The organism is Sorangiineae bacterium MSr12523 (assembly GCA_037157775.1).
GTDB classification, from domain to species: domain Bacteria; phylum Myxococcota_A; class Polyangia; order Polyangiales; family Polyangiaceae; genus Pendulispora; species Pendulispora brunnea.
Genome location: CP089982.1, coordinates 8,890,241 through 8,915,115 on the forward strand (window position 1 = coordinate 8,890,241; position 24,875 = coordinate 8,915,115).

The following is a 24,875-nucleotide window of genomic DNA, read 5'->3' on the forward strand; positions in this document are numbered from 1 at the left end:
ACACGTCAGTTGAATCTTTCGATGTACGGATCGATGAAGCCCACAGTGGTGTCGGCGCGCGTGTTCAGGTCATCTTGGTCGCATACATCGGAATTGTTGCCCGAGTCGAACCCGATGATGCGCTCCGCACCGTCGATGGAAAGAAGCGCGGGGCCGCCGGAGTCGCCGTAGCATTGGACTTTGCCGTCGGTGCTGACGTTGCCAATGGTCACGGAAGTGCTTCGGTACGAAACGAGTTTCACCGTGGCTTGACGGCGCTTGCCGTAGCCTTTGCCGTCCAAGGTCGAATCGCCGTAGCCGATGATGCGCACGTTCTTGCCGACATCGGAGCTTTGCAGCGCCCGCCGATTCAGCGGAATCGGCCTGACCGAAAGTGCATCATTTAGAATGAGAACACCGACATCGTACTTGCCGATCCCCGCATAGCTCGGATGGTAGTGTGCCTCCTTCACGGAATGACGCGTACCGGTGCCGTCGTACGTGGTGTCGACGGTCCAGCCGCTTTTTCCCTTCACGCAGTGAGCGGCGGTCGTCACGACGTGCGGCGACACGACCTCCCCGGTGCAAAAGCTTCCGCGCCCGAAACGCACCAGAACGACACCGGGATCGCCCTGGTCGATGCTGCCGCCAATGATGGCGCCCTCGTTTTCCGCGGTTTCCTCTTCGGTGGCGTCAGATGCGTCAGTTGCACAACCGGCGATTCCCATCGAGCCGGCAAAGCATAACCCTATGGCGGCGAACCTTTTCAACGAATGGAACATCGGAAAAACCTCCGCGATTGGTAATGGCTGAATCGAGGCGCGCGCGAATCCTTCAATAGGATTCGCGACGCCGTGGGCTGCTCGCCTTTGGCTCTCAGGAGCGGGTCGGAGGCAGACCAACCCGCGCGCCCGGAGAAGGCGCTCAGACATGTACCAGGCTTTACACAGCGATAGTCCGTTTGTCGCGCGAAATCGACCCGGGCAGGACTTGCTCCACACGAGCAATGGATACCCACCACGGAATCAGCATTCCGCATATCCGCATTTCACGATGCGCGCAAACGGTGCTTCGGCAACAACATAAAAATCTCACACGACACTGCGAGTGAGATCAGCAATTCGTATCGCCACGAAGACCGGCGTGCAGCCGAGCGCTCGGTCTTGCATCGTCGTCGAATCGAACGACGGATTCGTCGTGTAGCTCGAATTGGATATTGCGCCCGGGCAACCGCCGCGTGCCATCGCGGGGAATCCAACGAGGCCGTAAAGATCGCGCCAAATCGCGCAAAAGCATCATATGGCGCGATCCGCGGCCTCACATGAAGTGATAAACTCGTTATCTTATTCACCACTTATATCATTTTTCGGGAATAGCGTACGCAGGCCCAAATAACGGTCCGTCATTTCTTCGTACCTACAAGTAACGGAAAGCGAGCACCTCGCAGGTCTCGCGTGGGCCGTTTCTTCTCAGCGGAGGGTACATAGCAATGGTAAGAAAAGTGACAACGAACGTCCTCGTGCGTGCGCTCGGGGCTGCGGGCACCGTGTTGGTCATCGGCTGCAGCGCCGGCGCCGAAGCGATGGACGACGAAACGTCTTCCTCCGCGCTGGCGGCCAGCCCCTTCGTCGATGCAGACCAGCAAATCGCGGATGCAGAAGCCGCGCAGGCAGGGACGTGGGCGGGTGCCCCGGCGCCTGGCGCAAAGGCGAAGAGCCCGGAAACGAACTTGAGCGCCTATCCAAAACTCCCCACGGCGAAACACAGCACGGAGGCACGTGCCGCCGCGCCTGCGGGTCACTCGGCGGTGGTCGACGTGGTGAAGGTGGAAACCTTGGCGGACGGCTCCACCAGCGTGACCATTTACGACCCTGCCCCCGGCGTTTCCCCGGAGGCGCTGGCCGACTCGCTGCGCCAGCAAGGCAAGAACGGCGTCCGCGTCCTCGAGCACGAGCAGGCGCCCGAGGCCACACTCGCCCCCGGCGACTGCAGGTACGGGCAGGCTCACTCGATCACGTGCCCCGTCTCCTACTGGACCAACAACGGCTGGAATCATCCCCAGGTGGGCTTCAACGATCATTCGGGCTCCGGCTGGCCGACGGACAATGCGGTTTACAAGTGGAACCAGGTGCAGGGCCTCGACAGCCTTTACCGGTGGAACAGCTGTCTATCCGGCGGCGGAACGCATTGCGTCCACGTTTACTCGGGCAACTACGGCGCCACCGGTTGGGTCGGACTCACCAACTATTCCTCTGGCCCGGGTGCCTTCGTCGACGGCGCCACCAAAGTCCAACTCAACGACTACTATGCGCCAAACGGCTTCACCCGAAACAACGTGGTCACGCACGAACTGGGGCACGCGCTCGGCCTTGGCCACAATGACTGGAACGGCGATGTTTTGTACTACATCGCGAACATGAGAGAGGATATCGGCGGAGAGAACCGCGCGCTCCTCGAGTCGATCCACTCGGTCTACCGCTAAGCACCGCAGTTCGGCGTGCAGGTCACTTGGGGGCGGATCTATCCATTCCGATGGATCTGCCCCGACATCGCTGTCGCAAAATGACGTAATCAGGGCTGCGCTACGTCGATTTCGACGCGCGTGTCGATTGCGCAGGTCTACTCGTGTGATAGGAAGCGGGAATGCGCACTACTCTAGGATGGCTTTTCTCTTCATGCGTGTTCGTGGGCATCTCCGTCGTTGGCTGCGCCAGTGCGGATGCCCAGCCGCCGGAGTCCGAAATCGCATCGTCCGAGACGCAGGCCGTCGAGGGCTCCGTTCTTCTCGACGTGCCCTACATCGCGCAGAAGCCGCAATTGCCCCGAGGATGTGAAGTCACGGCGCTCGCCATGATGCTCAACTACGTTGGCGTCAGCGTCGACAAGATGACGCTGGCGTCCGAGATCGAGAAAGTTCCCTACTGGGTATCGTCCAACGTCCACGGCAATCCTTACGATGGATTCGTCGGCGACATGTACGACTTCAACAAGGACGGGTATGGGGCGTACCACGGACCGGTCAAGCGCCTCGCGGACGCGTATCTCCCCAGCCGCATCCGAGATCTGACGGGAAGCACCTTCGATTCGCTGCTCAACGACTACGTTGGAAAGGGGCGCCCCGTATGGGTCATTACCAACGCAACGTTCCAGAAGCTCGCAGAGTCGCAGTTCGAAACGTGGCATACGACCTCGGGCGATATCCGAATTACGTGGCACGAGCACTCGGTGGTCATCACGGGCTTCGACGCCAATTACGTCTACATCAACGACCCGCTCGGCGGGAAAAACAAGCGCCTCAACAGGCAGAGCTTTTCCCAGGCGTGGGACCAAATGGGGAAGCAGGCCATCTCGTACGAGTCGTCCAACGACTGCGCCGTCCGGAGCGATGGTCGGTTGTATTGCAACAATACCGGCGGCGCCACGATGTACGCATCGACGACCACCTCGAGCAGCATCGTCGATCACTTGCGAACCACGTACAGCTGGTTCGACTGCTGGGGAACGGGCGAGAGACACGCCGGAGGCAACACGACCTGGTACCACACCATGGGCGACGACAATGGCAAATGGGGCTGGGTCCCCGCCGTCAATCTGAGCACCACGGCTGCCTTCGACGCCGATCCGAGCGCCCACGGCCTCGCGCGCTGCGCGCCCTGAGCATCCGCGCGCGTAACAAGCTCACGCGCTCGAGTGGGCCCGATGCACGTGCCGAGCAACCCCAGCAAGCGACCGAGATGCCGCATGAGCCATCACCAAGAGCAGGGGTGGGGACATGCTCATTCGGAATCCATATCTTGCGGCGCTGACGCTCGCGGGGGTCTCGGCGGGGTCAGCATCGACGGAAATCACGGACATTGGCACGCTCGACGGCAACGTTTGCTTCGCGCGTGCGATCAATGATGCTGGGTCCGTCGTCGGCCAGTGTCGCGCGGCAAGCGGCCACTTCGAGCCGACGTACTGGGCCTCGGATGGCACACCGGAGGTCATCGCCCCGTTGGACGAGGGCCGCTCTTGCGACGTGGTCGGAATTGGCGATTCGGATGTCGCGATCGGCAACTGCGAGTTCGGAGACGAGGCTGCCGTCGCCGCAGTTCGCTGGACGGCGCCCCCCCACAGGCCGCCTCAACGCCTGAATCCTCTCGAAGGGCACATGTATGCGCGGGCCACGCAGATCAATCATGCGGGGACCATCGCGGGTGCAAGCGTGGCGGACGATGATGCGACGCACGCGGTGATCTGGACGACGGGTGCGGTCACCCCGACGCCGCTGTCCGAACAGGTGCCTTCCGCGACATCGTGCACGGTCACGGACATGAGCGATGAAGAGGAGCCGACGGTGGTCGGCTTCTGCGGTTTGCGTCGTGGCGGCCGGATTGCGGTGCAGTGGACGAAGGGGGAGAACGGTTACGTGGTGGCCACGCTTTCTTCCCCAGCCGACGTTCCAGCCTGCGAAGCGGTGGCCATCAACGCGAAGCTCCAGGTAGCCGGCACGTGCGAAACCGTGCACGGCGATCGATTGGCGGTCCGCTGGGCCCCCGATGGCTCGCTCACCGTCTTGCACCATGTCGAGGGCGCCGAGAATCAGCAGGAGCTCTGGGCCGAGGGCATGAACGAGGCGGGCGATATCGTCGGCAACTATGTCACCGATGACGGCCTTCACCATTCTTTCATTTGGTCACCGACGGGTGATCCCGCGAACGAGCGCGCGACGGATCTGGGGTCGCTGGGTGGATTTTGGACCACGGCAACGGGCATCGCCAACGATGGATCCATTGCCGGTACGGCGCAGAACGGCCAGGGCGTGAACGAGGCTTTCATCTGGACGCCGACCATGAGCATGGCAGGGCTCGGGAACCTCGGTGGGTTTACCAGCACGGTCACGAGCATCAGCGACAGCGGCGCCGTCGCCGGCACGAGCCAGAGCATCACGGGCCAATTCCACGCGTTCCGGGTCGCAGATGGCGCCCCTTCAGGGTGCCTATTCAAGGGGCACGACGCCGCCACGACCGGGCCAACCCGCACCGACGCCAAAGGCGCCAACGCGCATGTTGCCGAACATCCGCAGCGCTCGAGACCATTTCCGTTCGGACGAGGCCCCTTCTCGTTTTCCACGGGCAACCCGCCCGCGGGCAGCGACTTCTGCATGCGCAGCAAGCGCCGGTTTTAGCCGGCCGGTTCATCGCGACCGCATGGCTCAAAGCCACACGATCCGTCCATTCTCCGTAAAGAGAAGACCACACCGAAGATCCATGGGACCGCGAGCCGATTGGAGCAAAGCTTCATAGGTTCGCATCTGCGAAACGTAATGAGGATACGTTTCGGCAATATCGCCTTCCACGAACGATCCGTCTTGAAGTCGACGAGGGCCCAGGTTTCGCCTCGAGCAAGAAAATCGATGTAGCCCGAGACGAGCATCCCTTGCGGCCCGGGGGCGGCCACCGGAACTTCGAATGCGAAGTCGCCATCGAGCCAGCCACCGCTCCTCAGCGTTGCGATCGCTCGTGCGACGTCCGCCTTGCCTTCCTCGAGAAAGTCCGCAGTTCCCGTTGCGGCCAGCGCACGATGGACCGCGTCTTCGCTCGCCAGGCCCCGACGAACGGCCAGACGTATCGACCGGTGAACGAGGTCTCCAAACGCGGGACCGAACCGCCCCTGCCTCCGCTTCGTCTCGAACGTACCGTCCTTCTCCGGAACCGTGGCTCGCTTTGCCACCGCGCTGGCCCCTGCGGGAACGAACTGCGGCCGCATGGCTTCCTTGGCATGTGACAACCAGAGTGCATCCCAATCGGTCTCGACATCCCATTCCATGGTGCGCGCCGCCGGCTCATCACGTTTCTCGGGCATGGCATGCGGGGAGACCCCTTCGCGCGCAGCCTCGGCGAGTAGCAAGCCCCCCATGTGCTTGTTCACATCGCTCCCCGGAGCGTCGGGAATGACGAGCAAGTCGCGAGCTCTCGTGGCGGCCACATAGAGCACGCGGAGCTTCTCTTCGTCAGTGAAAGCCTTCTCGCGCACGAGCAGACGCGATCCTTGGGACTCCTCCCACTCGAGTCCCTCGAGCCGAAGGAGCCAATCGCCACGAGCTCGATCCGCAAACCACACGGGGTAGCGCTCGCGCGCTTTGATTTCACCGCGAGAGTCCCACAGCACGACCACGGGGAACTGGAGCACTTTCGCTTGATGAACCGTGAGAATCTGCACCGTATCGCTTGCAACCGGACGTGGCGGGTCGAGCTGGATGGGGTGCTCGATCCAAGCGCGCCACGTCTCGGTGGCGGCGTCGAAATCGAGACATTCCTCGGCTGCGCGACGACCAAACTCGTTGCAAAGGTGACGAAGGTGCCGCAAGCGCTGCTCGCCATTCGGCCCAATCGCCGCCGCTCGACCAAAAGCCGTGCGCTCCAACAATGCGCGAGCAGTTACCTCGGGAGGGCGGAGATGGCGCTCCCTTCGCAATTCGTTCACGAGCGCGATCGCCTCGCCCGCGCGGGTGGACGCGTCGTCGTTCTGCGAATCGGAATCTCGACACGCATGCAGTCGAAGTAGATCAAAAGGGTCCACCGCAAAGAACGGCGGGCGAAACAACGCTGCAGCGGCAATCCCGTCGTCCTCGTCGGCGATGGCGCGGAGACCGAGAATGAATCGTCGATGCCAATCGTCGCGCAAGAAGAGGGTACCGCCCGCGGCCGCGTAAGGCCCCCCCACCCGATCCAGATGTTCGAACAAGAATGGGAGTTTCGGCGTCGTCATCGCCAGGATGGCCACATCGGAGTATTGAATCGGCCGCGGTACACGCGAATCAGGATCATCGATCTGACGGCCACTCTCGTGAACGAGCCAACGTAGCCAATCGGCGATCGCCCGCCCCTCGAGCGCACGGCACTGGTCAGCGCTCAATCGCCGGCCGGATGGGGCTCCGAGCACCCATAGGGAAGCGAAATGACCCCCGGATTCCACTCGCACCGGGGTGTACGCCCAGGCTCGAGGGTCGCGAAATAGACCTTTCCCGTTGTGCGTTCGAAGAGCCTACCGTCGCCGGGTCGCGAACCAAGCACGCGGGCAAGCGCTCGATTCTGCCATGCCAGCAGCGCCGGCGAGGCACGATAGCTCGTGGATAGAGACGTTTCGACCGGGCGTGACGCGAGAACCTTTCGACGAACCTCGTCGTACATCGCCACGTCCGCGCGGCGAAATCGGTAGATCGACTGCTTTGGATCGCCCACGATGGTGGCAATCATCTTCTCTTGTCGTACGAGGGAATGCACGCCGGGCCATCAGCTCGGAGGCCGTGGCCATCCAAGCGCAGCGAGATCGCGGGCAACGGTCGAGGCCGCGGCCACGGCCGCGGGAATGTCGAGTTGCTCGCGGGCGAAGACGGCGCGCCAATGCTCGGGAGGGAGGCACCATTCGAATTTCTCGGCTCCAAATTTTCGAAGGCCCTGCTTCTCATCGGCAAAGGCGGCAAGAGCTTCCGCATCCGGTTCATGCGCGAATGCACGCAGCGCGCGCAAAACTTCGCTGGGATTTCCCGAGACCTCGAGCCCAACGTCTCGATCGCTCGCTCCGAAGCCGGCATGCGCCAGAGCCAACTGCAACGTTCTCTGGACCCGAGTGCCGCGAAAAAGGTAGAGGCGCACTCCTGTTTCGAACGGCTGCGCACTGGGCTCGAACTGCCGCAGACGGACAGCTGTCTCGCGAGCGCTTTTCAAGATCTCCTTGGCCATATCGTCCAAGTACGCGGGAACTCGGTCGCTTGCCAGGAGCTCACGCATCGTTGCGTGCACCCTGGGGTGAATGCGCCCGTACCCGGAGGAAAAACGCGGCGGTGCCCCTCCTTTGGCAGGGCTCACGAAGATGGTCCGATGCTCGGCATCGATCTCGTCGACCCGCCATCTGCGTCCGGCCAAAATGAGATGTTCGCCGGGTGCGGGGGGCTCCGGAACTGTCCCGAGCACGTCGTTGCCGTGGACCACACGCAATTCCTCCGGCGCATTGAAGGCGGCGAAGAACCGGTAGTTCTCGACGATAGCCTCGCCTTTGCCGCCAAGAATGAGACTCCCATCCTCCATTTGTTCGATGAGCTCGTGCAGACCCAGTTCGCGAAGCAATCGAGCGAATTCCTTGGCGGACAGACGCCCAAACGCGCCCGAACCAACGATGCGCGCATGAAGCGAAGCAGCCGTGGCACCGCCCGTCTCGGCAAGCGCCGAGAGAACCTGCTGAACGAGGGTGGACGAGTGGGAACGCGCTAAATCGGGCGCCTCGAGGAATCTCTCGAGCATCAGCTCGATGATGGCGAGCGCCTGCAGAAATTCCAGGTGAAGTCGATCCCAGACGTCGGCTGTCTCGTCCGGGAATTCTTCCACGAAATATCCACGCAAGACCCTGCGGGCATTCGCCCGGCGGCCGCTCCGCCCAACGCGCTGGACGAGAGAGGCGACCGACCACGGCGCCGAGACTTGGATCACCTCGTCGATCTGACCAATGTCGATTCCAAGTTCGAGTGTGTTGGAACACACGGCCGTGCAGGGCATCTCCGCACGCAACCGCGCCTCTGCGTACTCACGCCTTTCTTTCGAAAGAGAGCCATGGTGCACCACAATCTCGTCAACGAGCTTCATCGAAGCGGCTTGGGTCGTCATGGCATCGGCAAGCTGCTCGATCCTCCGTTTTGCATTGGCAAATACGAGATTCGTATTCCCCTTGCACGCTAAGAGGATGTCCCGAGCGAGTCGTACCATGGATGGATCGGGGTTCGGCGGATCCGTCGCGTCGGAATCGTCGGAGACGGCGTTCGGTGGCTTCTTCTTCCAGATGCCCTTCACCCGAATCGCCAAGGCCGTGCGGGCCGTCGTATCCTCGATCAAGGTCGCGGCCGGTCCGCCCGGGCGAAGCCACCCGAGCGCCGCGTGGGAATCGCCAAGTGTAGCCGACAAGCCGATGCGCACCGGATCGCAGTTGGCTCGAATTCGCAAACGGTGCAATTGGCAGACGAGCTGGGCCCCACGCTCCGTTCCGAGAAACGCGTGCATTTCGTCGACCACGACGTAGGCCAGGCTTCGAAAAAGGGCTGGCATCGCGGTAGGACGCCGCACGAACATGGCTTCCAGCGACTCGGGCGTCATGAGCAGAACCCCACTGGGCTCGGCCAAGAGCCGCTTTCGTGCCCCATCGTCGACGTCACCGTGCCATTTGTGCACGGGCATCTCCAGGCGGGCGCACAGCTCCTCGACCCGACGAAATTGGTCGTTGATCAACGCCTTGAGCGGGCCAATGTACATCGCACGCACCGACGCCTTCGGGGCGTCGGCAATCGCGGAGAGGACGGGAAGAAACGCAGCTTCCGTCTTCCCGCTGGCCGTCGGGGACGCGATCACGCAATCGCCGCCCTGGACGAGCAAGTGGCGAATGGACCCGGCCTGAATGGGCCGGAGCTCGGTCCAGCGCATATCCCAAAGTGTTCGCTGCACATTTGGGTGCAACAATTCGAACGCGTCCGCCACGGTGTGCCTACAACTTGAAGTCCACCAGCTCGTCGTTGTCGGCCGCCGGCTCGGGATCGGCCTCCGCCGAGGTGCTCGGGGCCACTTCTACGGCATCGGCCAGTCCCAGTGCCACCCGCCAATCGCGCGCCGGCTCCGCCTCGAGCGCCTGCAACAGACCGACGAACTTGATGACCGTGTCGCGTGGTGAACGAAAATAGTTCTCGCCCAGTCTCTTCTGCGAGTACTCGAGGAAGCTTCGCAGCCCTTCGTCGGGAAGCAGGTATTTGGAAGACTCGCCTCGAGCGAACACCTCTCGAATGCGAACCAGGAGAACGTAGAGGTCCTCCGGAGTGAGCGACTTGAGATGAATGACTGGACCCGACAGATCGCCTCCGTCCGCCTCGAACTCGTTCGATGCAAGCCGGGTGGCCAGCGCCTCGTAGCTGCACAGGCCGCGCCGCTTGTCCGCGAATGCGTCGTCCGTACCGCCGAACAACACTTCCAGCCCCTCCACGTTGCCTTGTAGGCAATCATTCAGGATACGCAGAATGGCTTCGTAATTCGCGGCTCGCGCTTGCTTGCTCGTGAGCCGATGCGAGAGCACGACCAGTTCGTCGACGCAGACCAGGAGCCCCTTGTAGCCAGCAATGCGCGCAAACTTCGCAAACAGTTTCAGATAATCGTAAACGTCGCGATCCTCGATGATACTGCGGACGCCGAGGTCGCGCTTTGCCTCCGTCTTCGTATCGTACTCGGCCCGCAGCCATCGAATGACGGATTGCTGAAGGCCCTCGTCCCCGGCGCGATGCGCCTCGAAATATCGGAACAAAACTTTGTGCAAATCGAACCCGCTCACCAGCTCTTCGAGTGGGCGAAGGCGTTCGGCGATGGCGCGCTCGATAGCACTCGGGTCAGCCCCCTCGACCTCGTGAAGGACATCGGACAACCAGCGCTCGATCACCGCACCGAGCGCCCCGCCATCAGGCCGGCTTTTGGAGGCCAAGTTGCGCATCAACTCCGCAAAAAGCGCGCGTGCTTGTCCACCCGTTCCATGGAGACGGCGATCCGTCGTGATGTCGGCGCGCGCAACGAGAAATCCCTTTTCGATGGCGACGACGCTGGCAAGGTTGAGAAAGAAGCTTTTGCCCGCGCCGAAGCGGCCGATGACGAAGCGCACACCGGCACCGCCATCTTCGGCGTGTTTCAGGTCCTCCAGGATGGCGGCAACCTCGGCCTTGCGCCCAACTTGAATGTGTTGAAGACCAACACGCGGAACGACACCCGCGCGCAGGGCTTTGATGATTGCCTGACGATCGCGGTCTTTGATCCGCACTGCACCCGGTATTTGCATACTCATTCGGCAACCTTCGCAAGTTCGATGTTCACGCGCCAGTCGTCCCGCTCCACCGAGATGAGGAAGTCGCCCAGAGTTTGATCGGACCACTCGTTGATCGTTTCGAAAATGGCGCCCGGCATGGATCGATGCCGTTCCGCGAGCGCCCTTACCTCGTGAAAGGACCATTGCGGTTTCGTCAACAGCTCCTCGAGTGCCGTGTGATAACGAATGTCGAGCGCGCCCGCGAGGGCGGCCACTTTTCCACTCGGGGCGACGAATGCAGGTTTGGGCGATTCCACTGCCGCCGACACCGGCTCGTCATCGTCGCCGTCCAGGACGTCGGCCAGCATCGCGCTGACCTCGTGGGTGTCAGCCATGATCGCCCGAATCACTTTTGGATCGAGGCGCACGCCGGGTGCAGCCTCGAGCGGTGGCGGAATCGCCTCACCGACCGGCGCATCCGTGGCTGCCTCGACGGAAACGAGGCCATCCACCTCCATCCTCGCCCCGGTCGCTGCAATGGCCTCGTCCAGGTCCCGCACCGAGAGACCGAGAGCGCGATACAAACCGCGAAGCACCTCGTGCTCCGTCTTGGCAATCGTGCCGTCGGCCGCGGCAATGACCACCAAGACGCGAGCAATCTTCGTGAGCTCCGTCGAACCGAGCTTCTCTCGGAGTTTCTTCGCGACCGTCTGGGCACGGCCAGGTTGACGTGCAAGAAGATGTTTCATGGCATCGAGCCGAGCGCGCATCGGCGGGTCCAACTCGAACATCTCGCTCATGAAGACATTCATCGCGGAGTGCTCATCATCGGTCACGATGCCGTCGGCCATCGCGATGCTCATGGCGAGCGACGTGATGGTAAACACCGCTTCGTGAACCTTTGGATCGGGCCGTGCCACATGGGGAGATCGCCAGATGATCATCTCGTCGCTCCACGCCATCGACTTGGTGCGGGCCCGCCCATCGGGTTCGACGGCGTAGCCTACGTCCGCCGCACGCTCGGCGAGCTTGCGCGCCTGTACGGCGGTCAGCTTCCGAGCTTCAGGAATACCGACGAGCCGCGCTAGCTCGCCCGCGCCAACGACGTGATAGGTCGAGAGGCGCGGGGCCGCCGAGATCGCGGTATCCCAGGCGTCCTGGTCCGGATGATCGTAGCGCGCTCGAAGGTCCGCAGGAAGGGCGGCCCAGCCATCCGCCGTTAGCTTCGCATTGTCTCCTCGTTTGCTGGCCTTGCGCAGATCATCGATGCACCGATTCCAGATCTCGAGCGTTCGCCGGAACTGCGCGGGACGGCCGAGAACATTTGGCAACGAGATGCGAAGCCGCCCCGTACGCGGAAGCGTGCTGCTCGCGGGACGGTATTCGATCGCGACAGGACGCTTTGCAGCCTCGAGCCGCAGACCTTCTCCGAAAGCCTCTCGGTAACGCAGCGCGAATAGCTCGGCGAGCTCCGACGACGCATGTTTGACGAGCGCGCTCCGCTTGGCCTCCTCCATGCTCTGCACGAGACGTGCGGCGTGACGAGCGGGGAGCGGACGATTGCGCTGCACGTACCATGCAGCAAGCCCAACAAGAGCCGTTGTGCTGTCGTCCGCAAGCGAATCGAGCTGCTTTTCGAGCTCGTCGTCCGGCGCGGAGGTCCGACCGAGGGAGCGAAGTGCGACGAAGGCCAGAAATTCGAATGCGTAGCGATGAAACGAGCCGTTGTCGCCAAACAGCATGAGCAGACGCTGAACCTCCGCCCGGGCGACCCCTTCGTCGGCCTCCTCGATCAAAACACGTCGCTCGAGACCGTAGAAGAAGATGAATGCGTAGCCCACGTCGACCGACGCGTCATTGCGCCCGCGGGCCATCCAATCAAGGTAACGCGCACGCTGATCGGGATCGGCCTGTAGGTATCGTGGCCAGTACGGAAGAGGAAGTGCGCGCGCTGCATGGCCAACAGGCGCGGAGACCACGATCGTGCTCGCGTCCACGTCATCGTATCGCCCGACGTAGCGGTCCAAAACGTAGGTCAGCGGATGCTCGATGTGGCGTCCAGCTACCACAATCGGTTCATTTGCTCCCACGAAACGCTGACCGTCGCTCGCCGCCGGCGGCCGCGGCGCTGCGATGGGAGCGACGGGAGCGACGGGAGCGACGGGAGCGACGGGAGCTGTGGGGACCATGGGTGCCATGGGCTGAACTTGTGCGGCATGCATCGGCACCGCCGAGGCGCGGCTCACCGCCGCCCGCGTCAACTCGTTCAAGGCGTTGGCCGCCCCCAATGCGGCTTGCAGGTTCGACGTCTGAAGCACCAGCCGATGGCCAAGGTTCGGGAACGAAATTTCGAGTTCCCCGTAGAGCATGACCGGCAGCTGCACATTGTTGTTGAAGCGCAAATCGGGTCCGCCATCGTTCCGAACGAAGCGCCAAGTCGTATCGACCTGGCGCGCATCGTGCGCAATTCCATGTCGCTCTTCGATGAATCGGGAATCCGTGGCGCGAATCGACAAGCTCTCGTACGGAAAGACCCCGAGCCAGGCCCCTTCCCAAACGACCAATGCGTCGGGGAGAAACAGCACCCGACGGCCCCCCGTCCACACCGACCACGCCTCGACATTGAGCGAGATCTCGCGGGGTGAGTGCGCTCGACATGCCGTTCGCTCCCGGCGAAGAAGTGTCCCAGCGCCCGCGTTTCGTCGACGATCGAAGGTTTGCTCCGAGTAATACACATGCCAAAGTGCCCCCGTGCTCGCCAGCCAGCGCCCCGCCGCCACAGCGAGGGATGTCCGACGTGCGACCTCCGGATCCGAAGAGTCGTAAAAAAAAGCGATGGTGCGCCGGCCCTTGGACCAACGAAAGATCGGCACGGCCCCCGCGGCAGCGGCCATCCCCACCACGAGTGCGAACACCGCATCGATGGCCAGCGCCAGCAACACGACCACCGACGCCGCAATCGCGTAGGCCTTGAAGAAATCCTTGCGACGAAGTCGGAGCGAGATCTCGCGTCCGGCTCTATCGGCCGCAATCGGATTCCACCTCTGGGTGCTTCGATCGAACTGTTCGTACCCGAAGCCCATTCCCGTGCTTCGTACACGAATGCAGGCCACGGAGCTTTGAAGCGCGCTCGGAGCGGACAGCGTCGAGCCCTGGGGAGAATTCACGCTTCGGCCTCCATCAAACGGCTTTCCATGGCCGACGACGCATGCTCACGAATGTTTTGCGACGTCCAAGCGCGTGCACGCTCGGGATCGGCTGCCATGGACAACTCGAGCGCCTGGGTCTCACGAAACTCGCGACATGCTGCGGTCATCGTCCAGGTGCATTGAATGCCGAGACGCTCGACTTCCCTGCGAATGTCCGCAAGGCCAATGCGAAAGAACTCTTTCCTGGCATTCATCTTGTTCACTTGATGGCGTACGAATCCCTTGTGCAGCGCGTTCTCCAGAGCCGGTGCGTCATTGCACCGAATCATCGCGTGAACGTCGAACTCGAAGGGGACACTTGCATCGCCCAGTTCGCGAACACGGTCCAGAGGTTCGAGTCTGCGCGTCATTCCGATCTTGAAGACATCCCGCCCGAAAGAGCCTTCGTTGGAGATGATGTACACGTGGCCAACCTTCGTCTGCTGTGCCATGGAGAGCGCGCGCTGATTCTTCTCCTCGGCGGCCCGAAGCTTTTCCGCGAGCTCGCGCAACCGCTGCTCGTAAATAGCCTTCTGCTCGGACGATGCCCTTGCCACCTCCAGCCGAGCCCTTTCCATGGCCTTGTGAAGCGCCTCTTCCTCTTTCTGGGCCTCTTTTTGAGCGCGCTCGAAATCTCGCTGCGCCTTTTCCTCCTCGCGAATCTTTTCTTTGATCGCTCGCTGCTCCTCACGTTCCTTGGCTTTGAGGTCGGTGACGGCAACGGCCCATTTCAATTCGTCGAGCCGAGATTCCAGGTACCCACGTTGGATCCTGGCGTTTCGAAACGCCGCGCCGTGGTGGTTGACCAACGCGTGGGCATCGAGAATCTTCTGCCGCAGCGTGCCGTAATTGTCCTCGCGAACGTCGGCCAGAATGCTGTCCACCTTTCCATTGAAGGCGTCGAGAACGAAGGCGATCGCCGTGACGCGGCGATTGGCCTCCGCGTAGTCACAATCGGCAGCCTGCCCACGTTTGACCAGCGACCGCGTCCGGTCGCGCGCCTCCTTCAACTTCTTGCCGGCGTCGGCAAAGCCATACTGCCCGGCAAGCTCGTCCAGAACTCCCGTGGTCGGCAGAACATAGCGATCGCCGTATCCGTCGATGACGTTCTGCATCGCGCGCACGGTGTTCTCGAGTTCCTTCGCTTTCTGGACGGCGGCCCACGCCTCGCCTGCGATCTGGTGCGCCCGTGCATTCGCGTCGGCGATGATTCGGGTCGACTCGTCATTCGCACGCTTGATGGCCTCTGCTGCGTGCGCGCCCGCGTCCGCCGTACTTCGGGCCGCAGCCGCGCTGGCTCGGGCGACGTAGGCATCGACATCCATGATCGCCTGATACTTGCTTAACTGCTGTACGCGCTCCGCAAGGCCGTTCTTTTGCCACGCCTCGTGCGATGCACGAGCTTCGGCCGCGCGCCGCGCCTGATTCGTCTGAAACCATAGGACTGCGAGTCCTGCGCCCCCGAACAGGGAAAGCGCGAGAAGAACCACCAGCAAGACCGTCATGTGTAACGTCCCCGTATCCGCTCTAGATACTTCGAAATGGCCACGCCTGCGCGCCGTTGTTCGTTAAACGCTAACTCGCCACGTGACGAGCGCTATTCAATTTTCGCGACGCGACGAGGTTGTGCCTCCAACACCTGCCCCGTTGCCAACTGTAATGCGTCACGCGCGCATGCCCAAATCTGACCATCGTCCGCTGAAGTAGCCTGTCGCACTTCCCTTCTCTGACCTTGTCGCGACGTCGCGACACTGGACTTCAGCTCACCCGCGCCGACGTCGTTGCCCGCGCAACAAAATATGCCTCGACGCCGGGACACGACGGCATCGAAAAAGCGGCGCCCGTTCGGGTCGTCGAAGGCTTCACCAAAGAAGCTACGTATCGTCCATGGTGACGGAGAACAGCTCGACCGCGCTATGGGGGATGTTCTTCTTCACCGCCAAAAGGCCGTGCCGACTGGCTTCGTCCAGAAAGAAGATTCCCGTTTTCGAGTCGAAGATTCGTATTCCGTGCCAGAATTGGTATTTTTCTATGTGGCACGTCAACGTCAAACCTGGTTGGCCGATTAGACCTGCTCGTTTCATTGGCTCTCGAAGCGCGGGCGCGAGCAGGGTGCCGTCGCCCCATCGTCCCTGGCTCATGAATTCGAGTTCGGTGGCCATTTCTTCTTGGAAATAACGCCAAGGAACGACCAACTCCGTCGAGAGAGTCATGAGGCCGCGCAGTGCCGCAAATCGGGCGGCGAGCGGCGCTGCTGCGTCGTGATCCTTCGAGTCGTCGAGCCCACTCATCGCACTAGCCGTGTTCATGACCGGCCTCGATTGCACGCCAGGTGCCATCGGCCTTGCGAGAAAATCAGGCCCGGTCGGCACGTTGAAGCTGTCCCAGGACAGATCCGGGGTGTCCCAGGACAGCCTCGGCTCACCGCCGTCGGCGCCACGACGTGACGATGGCGGGCGATATTTGGCGGCCGAGCGTTGCGCGTACGTGCCAGTAGCGCAACAGGTAGTAGCGCCATGTCCCTTGCCAGCCGTCGAGATCGAAGTGCTCGTGGAGTACGCCGTCGAGCCAAAATCGGCGTCCTACGATGTGAAGATGCGTCGGATCGCGGTCGAGCCGGCGCACGAGCCAACCAAGGGGGCCATCGTACACGGGAACGACGACCACCAGCTCGCCACCCGGGCGCACGACGCGTGCGAGCTCGCGCGCCGCGGCGGGGAGATCGGGCACGTGCTCGAGGATGTCGAAGGCAGTAACGAGGTCGAACGCGCCATCCTGAAAAGGTAGAGCAGTGACGGTGCCCTCTCGCAATTCGGCATTTGGCGCCACGGAGCGGGCTCGCGCCAGTGCATAGGCCGATACGTCGACCCCCGACCATCGGGCATTCGGAAACCACCGTGTCGCGTAACGCAGAAAAGCCCCCTCCGCGCATCCGATGTCGAGTGCAGCACTCGGTTGAGCGCGGTCCGCGATGAATCGGCACATCGAGCGCCACTTGTTCGACGTCGCACGCGCTGCATACGAACCGGGGCCGCCACCGTACGTGCGCGCAAAATAGTCCTCTCCGAACGCATCGCGGTCGTGCGTGGGTGCCATGTTCGCCCACGCTAGCAGGCAACTGTCGCGGGTCAACATTTCCCGATTCGAGAAAAACGACACACGCATTCACTTTTCGCGATCCCGGAACGCGGAGCCGGACAATCACGTCGGTGTACTCGCCGTTGCACATGACCGAAGCTCTCGAATCGAATCGTCCCCCATTGGCCGAAGCCGGCGTCCTTCTTGGTGTCGCGTACGTCATTGGCCTCCTCATGCTCATGACGGCGGGCATCTACGATGGGCCGCTCGCCGAGCCGTCGATCCTTCTTGCCGTCCTATGCTTGGGAACCGTCTGCGCAATCATGGCTCGCATCGTCCTTCGGCCGCGCGCCACACCGTTCGCGATTCCCTCGCCGTCCGCGCTGGCGCTATTGGCCATCGCGCTAGGTGCATTTACCATCGCGACCTTCGCCGACGCCCGACTCCTCATCCATGGGCCGAATCCCGCACGGTTCATTCACGTCGTCGAGATCGTGCAATTCGGTCTGCTCGCAACGTACCTACCTGGCATCGTGCATGGCAGGCGGGAGACGAGCACATGGATCCGCCTTCGTTTTGCGTGCTTCGCGCTGCTATTTCTTGCGGGTGGCGTCAGCGTCATGCACCTCTCGCCTCGTCCCGAGGTCGACGTTTGGCAAATGCACACGGAAGCCGCTCGAGCGATGCTCCGGGGCGAGAATATTTACGATCTCGCGAATGTACACGTGCCCGATCAAGGCCGGTCCGGTCACCCTCTCGTGGCATTTCCCTATCCCCCGATACCTTGTTATTTGAGCGCGGTTGCCTACGTGCTCGGGGGCGACGTGCGCTGGGGCGTGCTCGCGGCCATGCTGACCTTCGGTATCGCCATGCGCCTGATCGCGGCAGGTGTCCGCGCGAGCACGTCGAAGCTCCCGGCTTCGGCGCTGCTCGAGGACGCGCCCGCCCTCGTGTGGTGGCTCACGCCCAAAGCGTTCTTCTTTCTCGAAATATCGTTCAATGACGCTTATTCATTGGCTTTCGCATCGCTGGCCATCTTCGCGCATGCGCGGGGAAGGCGATTTCTGTCCGCCTTTTTTCTGGGGCTTCTGCTCGGTTCGAAGCAAACCATGATCTTGTTCTTGCCGCTCGCCGTCCTTCTTGGTTATGGCATCGGCCATTGGGCTGTCTTTCTCGGAACGGCAGCCGCGACGGTACTCCCATTCGTTTTGTGGGACTTTTCCGCTTTGAAGCACTCGGCCATCGACCTTTTTCTCTACACGGCAAAGCCGCGGTTGAACGCGTTGAGCCCCATGGCGTGGTTGACCCGTCACTTCGGCATCGTTCAAACCGCCGTCCCGCCGGGGCTCGTCTTGGCCACCGGCACGACGCTCATCGCCCTTATACGCGCCCCTCGAACACTCTATGCATTTGCGGTCGCGTCGACCGCCTCGTGCTTCTGCTTTTATCTATTCAATCGTTTCATGGTCATCAATTACTACTTCTTCATCATGGGCCTCGCGCTGCTCGCAGCCGCCGTCGCCATTGGCGAGCGGCGTTAGCGCGAGCTTTTTACATCCATGGAACTCGAGCTCTCGATCATCTTTCCTGCGCTCAACGAGGCGCAAAATCTTCACCGCTATTCGAGCGAGGTATTTCCCGTTCTGGACGGACTTGGCGTCCCCTACGAAGTGCTCATCGTCGACGACGGAAGCTCCGACGACACCGTGACCGTCGCCCAATCCCTGGGCGCCCGCGTGCGCGTCGTTTCCCATGAGCGCAATCTGGGGCTCGGAGCGGCATTGCGCACCGGTTTTCGCCACGCGCGGGGGCGGCTGCTCATCACCATGGATTCGGATCTTACCTTCGCGCCGACCCTCATTCCCGAATTGCTCGAGCGGTACCGACGTGGCGACGTGGACACGGTACTCGGTTCTCCAAAGCTCGCCGGTTACGGAAGTGAAATTCCCTCGTATCGTATCGTCATCAGCCAGCTTGCAACGTTCGTGTACTCCTTGTTGCTGCAGAGTCACGTTACCGCGGTGAGCCCTATTTTCAGGCTCTACCAGCGGGCCGATCTCGAGGCGCTCGAGCTGACCGCAGCAGGATTCGACATCAATGCCGAAATTCTATTCGGACTACTCCGCAGCGGAAAACGGGTCGTCGAAATCCCCGCGCCTCTCACGGCGCGAATTCATGGCGCCAGCAATCTTCAATATCGCCGTGAAATACTCCGGCACTGTCGGCTCGTCATGAAGATGCTGACCTGGCGTATTGCCTCCTTGGCGGGCTCGAGGCGGTGACCGTGAGCATCGCATTCGTTCTCGGCACCCGCCCCGAGTTGATCAAGACCGCCCCCGTGATGCACGAACTCGCCCGGCGCGGTGAGCCCTTCGAGATCGTGCACACTGGACAACATTACACCTCTTCGCTCGACGGGACGTTCTTTCGCGAGCTCGACCTTCCGCCGCCGCGCATCAACCTTCGAATCGGATCGCTCCCGCCGGCGCATCAAGTTGCGGCGATGCTCGCAGGCTTGGCCGATACGTTTACTGCGGCGAAGCCGGACGCCATCGTGGTTCAAGGGGACACGAACAGCGTTCTCGCAGGTGCGCTGGCCGCGCACAAACTGGGAATTCCAGTCGCGCATCTCGAAGCTGGGCTTCGCAGCGACGATTGGACCATGCCCGAAGAAGGAAATCGCGTGCTGGCAGGCCGCCTCGCGGCCGTTCATTTCTGCCCGACGGTCCTCCAGCGCGAGCGATTGCGCGCGGAGGGAATCGTTCGCGGCGTTTACGTCGTTGGAAATACCGTGGTCGACGCGTGTCTCGCATTGGCCCAGCGGGCGACCGTATCGTCGACGGTGCGATCGACCGTCGACATCGAGAAAGAACCTTTTGCATTGGTCACCCTGCATCGAGCCTCGAACGTGGATACCGCACCACGTCTCGAGCAACTGCTCGACGCGCTCGTGTCCTTCTCGCGGAGCCTCGCGCTCAAGCTCGTATTCCCCGTTCATCCGCGCACACGGGACAAGATTCGCGCCTTTCATCTCGAATCGCAGCTCGCCCGCCCCGAGTTTCGTATCTTGGAGCCGGTCGGATACCGTGACATGCTCGCGCTCATGCGTCACGCGACGCTGGTTCTCACCGACTCCGGGGGCGCTCAAGAAGAAGCTTGCATACTGCATGTTCCATGCGTCACCTTGCGTCCGAACACCGAGCGGCCGGAGACCGTAACCGTCGGCGCCAATGTACTTTGCGAGTCGACCGATCCCGCGCAGCTCCTCGAAGCGGCCCGTTCGGTCATGGCGCGCCCGCGGCACTGGCCAAACCCCTTCGGGGACGGGAGAACGTCGGCGAGGGTGGTCGATGTGCTCACGGGCACGAACACGCGTTGGCAGCCATCGGGACACGCATGAGTCGCTCGCGGGAAAGCGCACGATCCGTCTATGGTGGAGGGCATGAGGGCCGACCCGCGCACGATGTTCGTCATGGCCATGGTGGCTGCGGCCTGCCATCGCGAATCGCCGGCCCCTCCAAAGCATGACGCGAAGCCCCTCGCGAAGCCGGCAGATTCTTCGCCGGCGCCCGCGGCGGACCTCACACGCGCCGACGGCGCACGCCGCCTTGCCATTCCGCTTGCCGGTAGCTTGCAGAATCCATGTTGGTCACCCGATGGCCGCGAGCTCGTGCTCACCCGATTCGCCGGAGGATACAACGAAGGACTCGCGCTCGTAGGCCGCGTTTCCGCCGCCGACGGAACGCCGCTCGCGTGGGGCAAGGCCGAGGCGCAAGACGTGAATCTCCCGGGCGCATGCTGGAATGCCGCGCTTCAGCGTGTGGCCGTAAGCTCCGACGTGGCGGTGCACGATGAAATTTATCTGGTCGACCCCCAAAGCGGCCAGCGCACCCAAGTCACACGTCGAAGGGACGCCGAGGCGCGTGAGCCGTCCATTTCGCCCGACGGGCAATTTCTCGTCTTCGAATCCCACCCCGTGGGTAGCGAAAAATACGGTTCGATCTGGCGCGTGAGTACCGATGGCGGCGGCCTCGTTCGATTGACGAACGGCCGCGGCAACGACCGGCAACCCAATTGGTCGCCTGCCGGCGATTGCATCCTCTTTCAATCGGCCCGAAGTGGCAATCATGATATCTACACCATCGATCCAAGCGGCCGTTCGCTGAAGAACGTCACCCACTCACCGGCCGAAGATACCGATGCGGCATGGTCGCCCGACGGCACGCACATCGTTTACTCGTCGGACGAAGGGGGCCTGGAGCATCCCAATTTGTTCATTGTCACCCGCGACGGCAGCCGCCGCATTCGCGTGACCCGACATCGCGGATACGACGGTGCCCCATCGTGGTCCCCCGACGGCCGATCCATCGCCTTCGAATCGAGCGACGGAGATCCGGATGCGAACGGCACACGGATCTACGTCATCGCCACGCCGCCGCTTCCTTGAGTGCGATGGCTTGCTAGCGCACTCGGGCTATTTCTTCGTGCGCGTCGACGCGACCAGAAAGTCCACGAAGGCTCGCACCCTGGCCGAGGGCAGGTGGCGCGATGGGTGGAGGATGTACACGGGAAAGCGCTCTTCCGCCCAATTCGGAAATAGCTCCACGAGTGCCCCGGATCGCAGGAGATCGTCGAGGCCAAGCTCGAAGAATTGAGCGATCCCGAACCCGTCGGTGCACATGCTCAACCCCGTGGCGAGATCATTCACCGTGAATTGTCCCGAAACGGGCACGCGGAGGATGCGCCCTCCGCGGTGAAATTCCCACGAGAAAGGGCGGCCTGTCGTCGGATCGCGGAACAGAATGCATTCGCGTCGCCCATGACCAAGCTCGCGCGGGTGCTTCGGCTTTCCGTGTCGCGCCAAATAAGCCGGTGCGGCACAGGTCAGAATGCGCGTTTCGAGAGCAGCCTAGGCGAGATTCGCGCAAGATGACATAAAGTCATGGTAACCATGACGAAGATGCGCTCGTCGCATCACCGATGAACGTGCATTCTGCTCGACGCGGGACGGCAACCCCGCCCCGAGGAAGATTCCATGCGTCGAGAAGAAGAGGCCACCACCTACACGAGCCAAGCTCTCGTTCTGACGGACGAGCAGATCGACCCGATCTTGCAAAGAATGGCCGACCGGTATGCACAGCAGCTTCGGTCGCCCATCCTGCATTCGCCTTCGGAGCACGGCTTGAATTTCGAGGAGGTCACCTTCCCTTCCCTGGACGGCGTGCCCCTCGAGGGATGGTTCATTCCCGCCGCAGGCTCCGATCGACTCATCATTGCGAATCCTCCCATGGGGTTCACCCGCGCCGGGCTGCCGACGCACCTCGAGCCGTGGAAGTCCATTTGGGGCCCGAGCGGCAACACCGCCGAGGTGGACTTCGTCGTGGACTACAAAATCCTGCACGATGCCGGGTACAACGTTCTCGCTTACGACCTGCGCAACTCAGGGCTCAGTGGTGCCGCCAATGGAGGCATCTCCTCGAGCGGGGTCTTCGAATGGCGCGACGTCGTCGGCTCGTTGCGATACGCCCGCGACCGCAAGGATACGCGCGACATGGCGATTGCGCTCTTCAGCCGATGTCTGGGCTGCAGCTCCACGTTCCACGCGATGACGAAAGACCCGAATGCCTTCGAGGGCGTGCGCTGCCTGCTTGGCGCGCAGCCGGTCACGCCGAAGACCATTTCCGAACAGCTCCTCGCGCTCGCGGGTGTGCCGGTCGATCGCATCGATGATTTGGAGAAGCGCATCGTGCACCGCACGGGCATTGGGTTCGCAGCCCGGGCTCCGAGAACCTGGGCCAAGAGCGTGTGCGTCCCGACCTTTCTCTACCAGGTTCACGATGACGTGCTGACGAAGCCCATCGACGTGCAGACCATGTTCGACAACATTCCCGTCGCGGACAAGAAGCTCCACTGGATCCGCGAAACATCGGCCCGCTGGGATGGCTACCTCGAGTTCCAGCGGCGACCAGGGCCGATGCTCGATTGGTTCGAGAGGCATATGCCAGCCGTCCATCGATGATCGAGGGAATCGACCCGGAGGTCCTGGGACGCGAAGTCGGTCACGTCAACCGCACGCCAAAGGTCTTGCTGGCAACACCGCGGCTTTGTTAGCCTTGCCCCTGTGCGGTGGGGACTCGACGCGTTCTTCTCGCGGTAATTCTTTTCACGAGCACGGGCGCGTGCTCACGGGAGCCTGCGCCCGAAGCCGCTCATGCGAAGCCTACACCCTCGGCGCCAACCGATGCCTCGGCGCCGGAGCCGGTGGCCACGCCCGCAGCGGATGCATCGCTCCCTCCGGAGCCGAGGATCACGCGTGAGACGGCGGCAGACATTCTGTTTCTCCCAGGGGTAACGCGCCCCGATGCATGCGTGGGTGGCGACGACGAGATCATTCGCTGCCTCATTCGAACGCGCTACGCGGGCGATCCGGAAGCGGCGACGTTGGCAACGGACCTCTATGCCGGCAGCGGAGCGGTCGCTGGGGTCGAGGTCGAGCGCACCATGGATGGGGGTTACCGCGGGATGCTGCACCTGGTACCTGCCCTGCCGAGCAAGGTGAATCGTGTGCATCTCGCGCATGTCGTGCATGCGTTTGCCGACTACGAGGCGTTCTTCTCGGCATTGTTACGCGATCACGAGGGACGCATCCCCTATCGCTGGCGGGCGCTGGCCGTGCGTTTTTTCCGCTCGGTGAAGGCGCGGACGCCGTCGGCCTACGCCAGTGGGTGGACCGTCGCGTACAATCTTGCGGGCTCGCTCAATATCAATGACGATTCGGTTCGCGAGACGCTTTTTCACGAGATCTTCCATTTGAACGACGCCGCGCACGACGACTGGTCGCGTCGAACGCTGAAAGAATCGTACGATACGATTCTTGCCCGCTGCGGAACGTCGACTGCGTGCCTCGCACCCTTTGCTCCTGGCTCGACCAAGGTTCGCGGCGGCACCTACTACGCATTTCAACCTGGAAATGACGTTGCCGAGTATGCGGCGGAATTGGCCATTCGCTATTATCGCGAGCAGCGGGGAGCGCTTTCGCTTGGGCCGAAGGTGGTGCCGCCGTTCAAATGCATGCGCCCGGAGAATGCCCGGGCGTGGGCGGCGTTGGTTCAGGAGTTCTTTGCCGGCATCGATCACACGTCCGGCTGTTGGTAACCATGTAAAAGATTCGAACTCGACGATACGGAGCACGTTTCTCCGTTCAGTCCATAGCGAGACGCTATAAGCAACTCGGGTTCGATACCGGTTACCTCGACACCATCACCTTCTGGAACGCGTTGATTTCATATGGGAAGTAGAGCCCCCTCGTGCGGTAAGTTCGTGACGTACGGCGCGCAAGCCGGCATTGGTTCATGGCAGCGAACTTCGCAAATGCGAACTCGCGGAACACCTGTTCGTTCAAGACATCGCTCCTCGTGAAAAGCCGTCGGCGGGCCTCGTCCTTCCAAGTTCGATGCCAGCGTCGATGCGGGCTTCCCACTCGGCAAAAACCAGGAAAGTTCTAGGGACGTTGGAGCGATCCGGCCGGTGCGCTGGCCCGATCCGTCCAGAACACGCTGCGCAGGTTACTTGAAGCCACTCGCACCGGAACGAATGGTTGGTGAGACGCTTCCCAACCCCATACGGACTCCGGTCCTATTTCCGACGGAGAACGGCGAGTACCTTGGTTTTAATCGAAAAAGGGATCCGTCCGCCGCCCCGGCGTGCCCTCTTTCGAGATAAGCCCATGTGTCCTCCGAACCAATGTCTCGAATGAGTGGTGTTCGGCCGAAAAAGTTGGCTTCGAAGGTTCGAGACTATTGAGTGAACGGGAGGGGACCTGGCGCC

General features: G+C 62.1%; 19 protein-coding genes. 9 read left to right on the forward strand and 10 right to left on the reverse strand.

The features are described from left to right. Positions 1-5 precede the first annotated feature (5 nt). Positions 6-707 carry a trypsin-like serine protease gene (locus tag LZC95_34725; GenBank protein WXA91602.1) on the reverse strand — a complete coding sequence of 234 codons (702 nt, stop codon included), beginning with the start codon at positions 705-707 and terminating at the stop codon, positions 6-8. A gap of 773 nt (positions 708-1,480) precedes the next feature. Here LZC95_34725 and LZC95_34730 point away from each other — a divergent pair. From LZC95_34730 to LZC95_34740, 3 genes are all read left to right on the forward strand, one after another. Continuing rightward, positions 1,481-2,461, forward strand: coding sequence for a matrixin family metalloprotease (locus tag LZC95_34730; protein WXA91603.1), 981 nt, complete (start codon positions 1,481-1,483; stop codon positions 2,459-2,461). Between the two features lie 161 nt (positions 2,462-2,622). Further along, positions 2,623-3,636 (forward strand): C39 family peptidase, encoded by a 1,014-nt coding sequence (locus LZC95_34735; GenBank protein ID WXA91604.1) that lies wholly within the window; start codon positions 2,623-2,625, stop codon positions 3,634-3,636. A 115-nt stretch (positions 3,637-3,751) separates the two neighbouring features. Beyond that, entirely contained in the window at positions 3,752-5,146 is a 1,395-nt protein-coding gene (locus tag LZC95_34740) for a hypothetical protein (GenBank protein WXA91605.1), read from the forward strand. On the opposite strand, the gene LZC95_34745 is transcribed toward LZC95_34740, so the two are convergent. From LZC95_34745 to LZC95_34780, 8 genes are all read right to left on the reverse strand, one after another. Further along, complete coding sequence (locus tag LZC95_34745) at positions 5,143-6,729, reverse strand: hypothetical protein (GenBank protein WXA91606.1); 1,587 nt, start codon at positions 6,727-6,729, stop codon at positions 5,143-5,145. The two genes, LZC95_34740 and LZC95_34745, sit on opposite strands and share 4 nt — an antisense overlap. Before the next feature lie 143 nt (positions 6,730-6,872). Then, positions 6,873-7,217: a UvrD-helicase domain-containing protein gene (locus tag LZC95_34750; GenBank protein WXA91607.1), complete on the reverse strand. Its 345-nt coding sequence runs from the start codon at positions 7,215-7,217 to the stop codon at positions 6,873-6,875. A 36-nt stretch (positions 7,218-7,253) separates the two neighbouring features. Further along, positions 7,254-9,482: a DEAD/DEAH box helicase gene (locus tag LZC95_34755; protein WXA91608.1), complete on the reverse strand. Its 2,229-nt coding sequence runs from the start codon at positions 9,480-9,482 to the stop codon at positions 7,254-7,256. Positions 9,483-9,489: 7 nt separating this feature from the next. Next, positions 9,490-10,821: an ATP-binding protein gene (locus LZC95_34760; protein ID WXA91609.1), complete on the reverse strand. Its 1,332-nt coding sequence runs from the start codon at positions 10,819-10,821 to the stop codon at positions 9,490-9,492. Next, a complete protein-coding gene (locus LZC95_34765; protein WXA91610.1) occupies positions 10,818-13,949 on the reverse strand; it encodes a TerB N-terminal domain-containing protein in 3,132 nt (1,043 codons plus the stop codon). Before LZC95_34765 ends, LZC95_34760 begins: the two co-directional genes overlap by 4 nt. After that, positions 13,946-15,475: a DUF4041 domain-containing protein gene (locus LZC95_34770; protein WXA91611.1), complete on the reverse strand. Its 1,530-nt coding sequence runs from the start codon at positions 15,473-15,475 to the stop codon at positions 13,946-13,948. The genes LZC95_34765 and LZC95_34770 overlap by 4 nt, the downstream gene beginning before the upstream one ends. 369 nt (positions 15,476-15,844) lie before the next feature. After that, positions 15,845-16,279: a hypothetical protein gene (locus LZC95_34775; GenBank protein WXA91612.1), complete on the reverse strand. Its 435-nt coding sequence runs from the start codon at positions 16,277-16,279 to the stop codon at positions 15,845-15,847. A gap of 112 nt (positions 16,280-16,391) precedes the next feature. Beyond that, on the reverse strand, positions 16,392-17,066 hold the full coding sequence (locus tag LZC95_34780) for a class I SAM-dependent methyltransferase (GenBank protein WXA91613.1): 675 nt from the start codon (positions 17,064-17,066) through the stop codon (positions 16,392-16,394). A gap of 131 nt (positions 17,067-17,197) precedes the next feature. On the opposite strand from LZC95_34780, the gene LZC95_34785 reads away from it, so the two are divergent. From LZC95_34785 to LZC95_34800, 4 genes are read left to right on the forward strand one after another with little or no spacing between them, the layout of a single operon-like run. Then, the gene (locus LZC95_34785; protein WXA91614.1) at positions 17,198-18,589 is read left to right on the forward strand and encodes a hypothetical protein; all 1,392 of its coding nucleotides are present in this window, start codon (positions 17,198-17,200) and stop codon (positions 18,587-18,589) included. Between the two features lie 18 nt (positions 18,590-18,607). Further along, positions 18,608-19,330, forward strand: coding sequence for a glycosyltransferase family 2 protein (locus tag LZC95_34790; protein WXA91615.1), 723 nt, complete (start codon positions 18,608-18,610; stop codon positions 19,328-19,330). A 2-nt stretch (positions 19,331-19,332) separates the two neighbouring features. Next, positions 19,333-20,448 carry a UDP-N-acetylglucosamine 2-epimerase (non-hydrolyzing) gene (gene wecB, locus LZC95_34795; protein WXA91616.1) on the forward strand — a complete coding sequence of 372 codons (1,116 nt, stop codon included), beginning with the start codon at positions 19,333-19,335 and terminating at the stop codon, positions 20,446-20,448. Positions 20,449-20,490: 42 nt separating this feature from the next. Next, entirely contained in the window at positions 20,491-21,495 is a 1,005-nt protein-coding gene (locus LZC95_34800; protein WXA91617.1) for a hypothetical protein, read from the forward strand. Between the two features lie 27 nt (positions 21,496-21,522). Here LZC95_34800 and LZC95_34805 read toward each other — a convergent pair whose 3' ends face one another. Continuing rightward, the gene (locus tag LZC95_34805; protein ID WXA91618.1) at positions 21,523-21,912 is read right to left on the reverse strand and encodes a LysR substrate-binding domain-containing protein; all 390 of its coding nucleotides are present in this window, start codon (positions 21,910-21,912) and stop codon (positions 21,523-21,525) included. A 171-nt stretch (positions 21,913-22,083) separates the two neighbouring features. Between LZC95_34805 and LZC95_34810 the strand changes: the two genes are divergently transcribed. Next, positions 22,084-23,067, forward strand: a complete 984-nt coding sequence (locus LZC95_34810; GenBank protein ID WXA91619.1) for an alpha/beta hydrolase — start codon at positions 22,084-22,086, stop codon at positions 23,065-23,067. A gap of 242 nt (positions 23,068-23,309) precedes the next feature. Beyond that, positions 23,310-24,203 (forward strand): hypothetical protein, encoded by an 894-nt coding sequence (locus LZC95_34815; protein ID WXA91620.1) that lies wholly within the window; start codon positions 23,310-23,312, stop codon positions 24,201-24,203. Positions 24,204-24,875 lie beyond the last annotated feature (672 nt).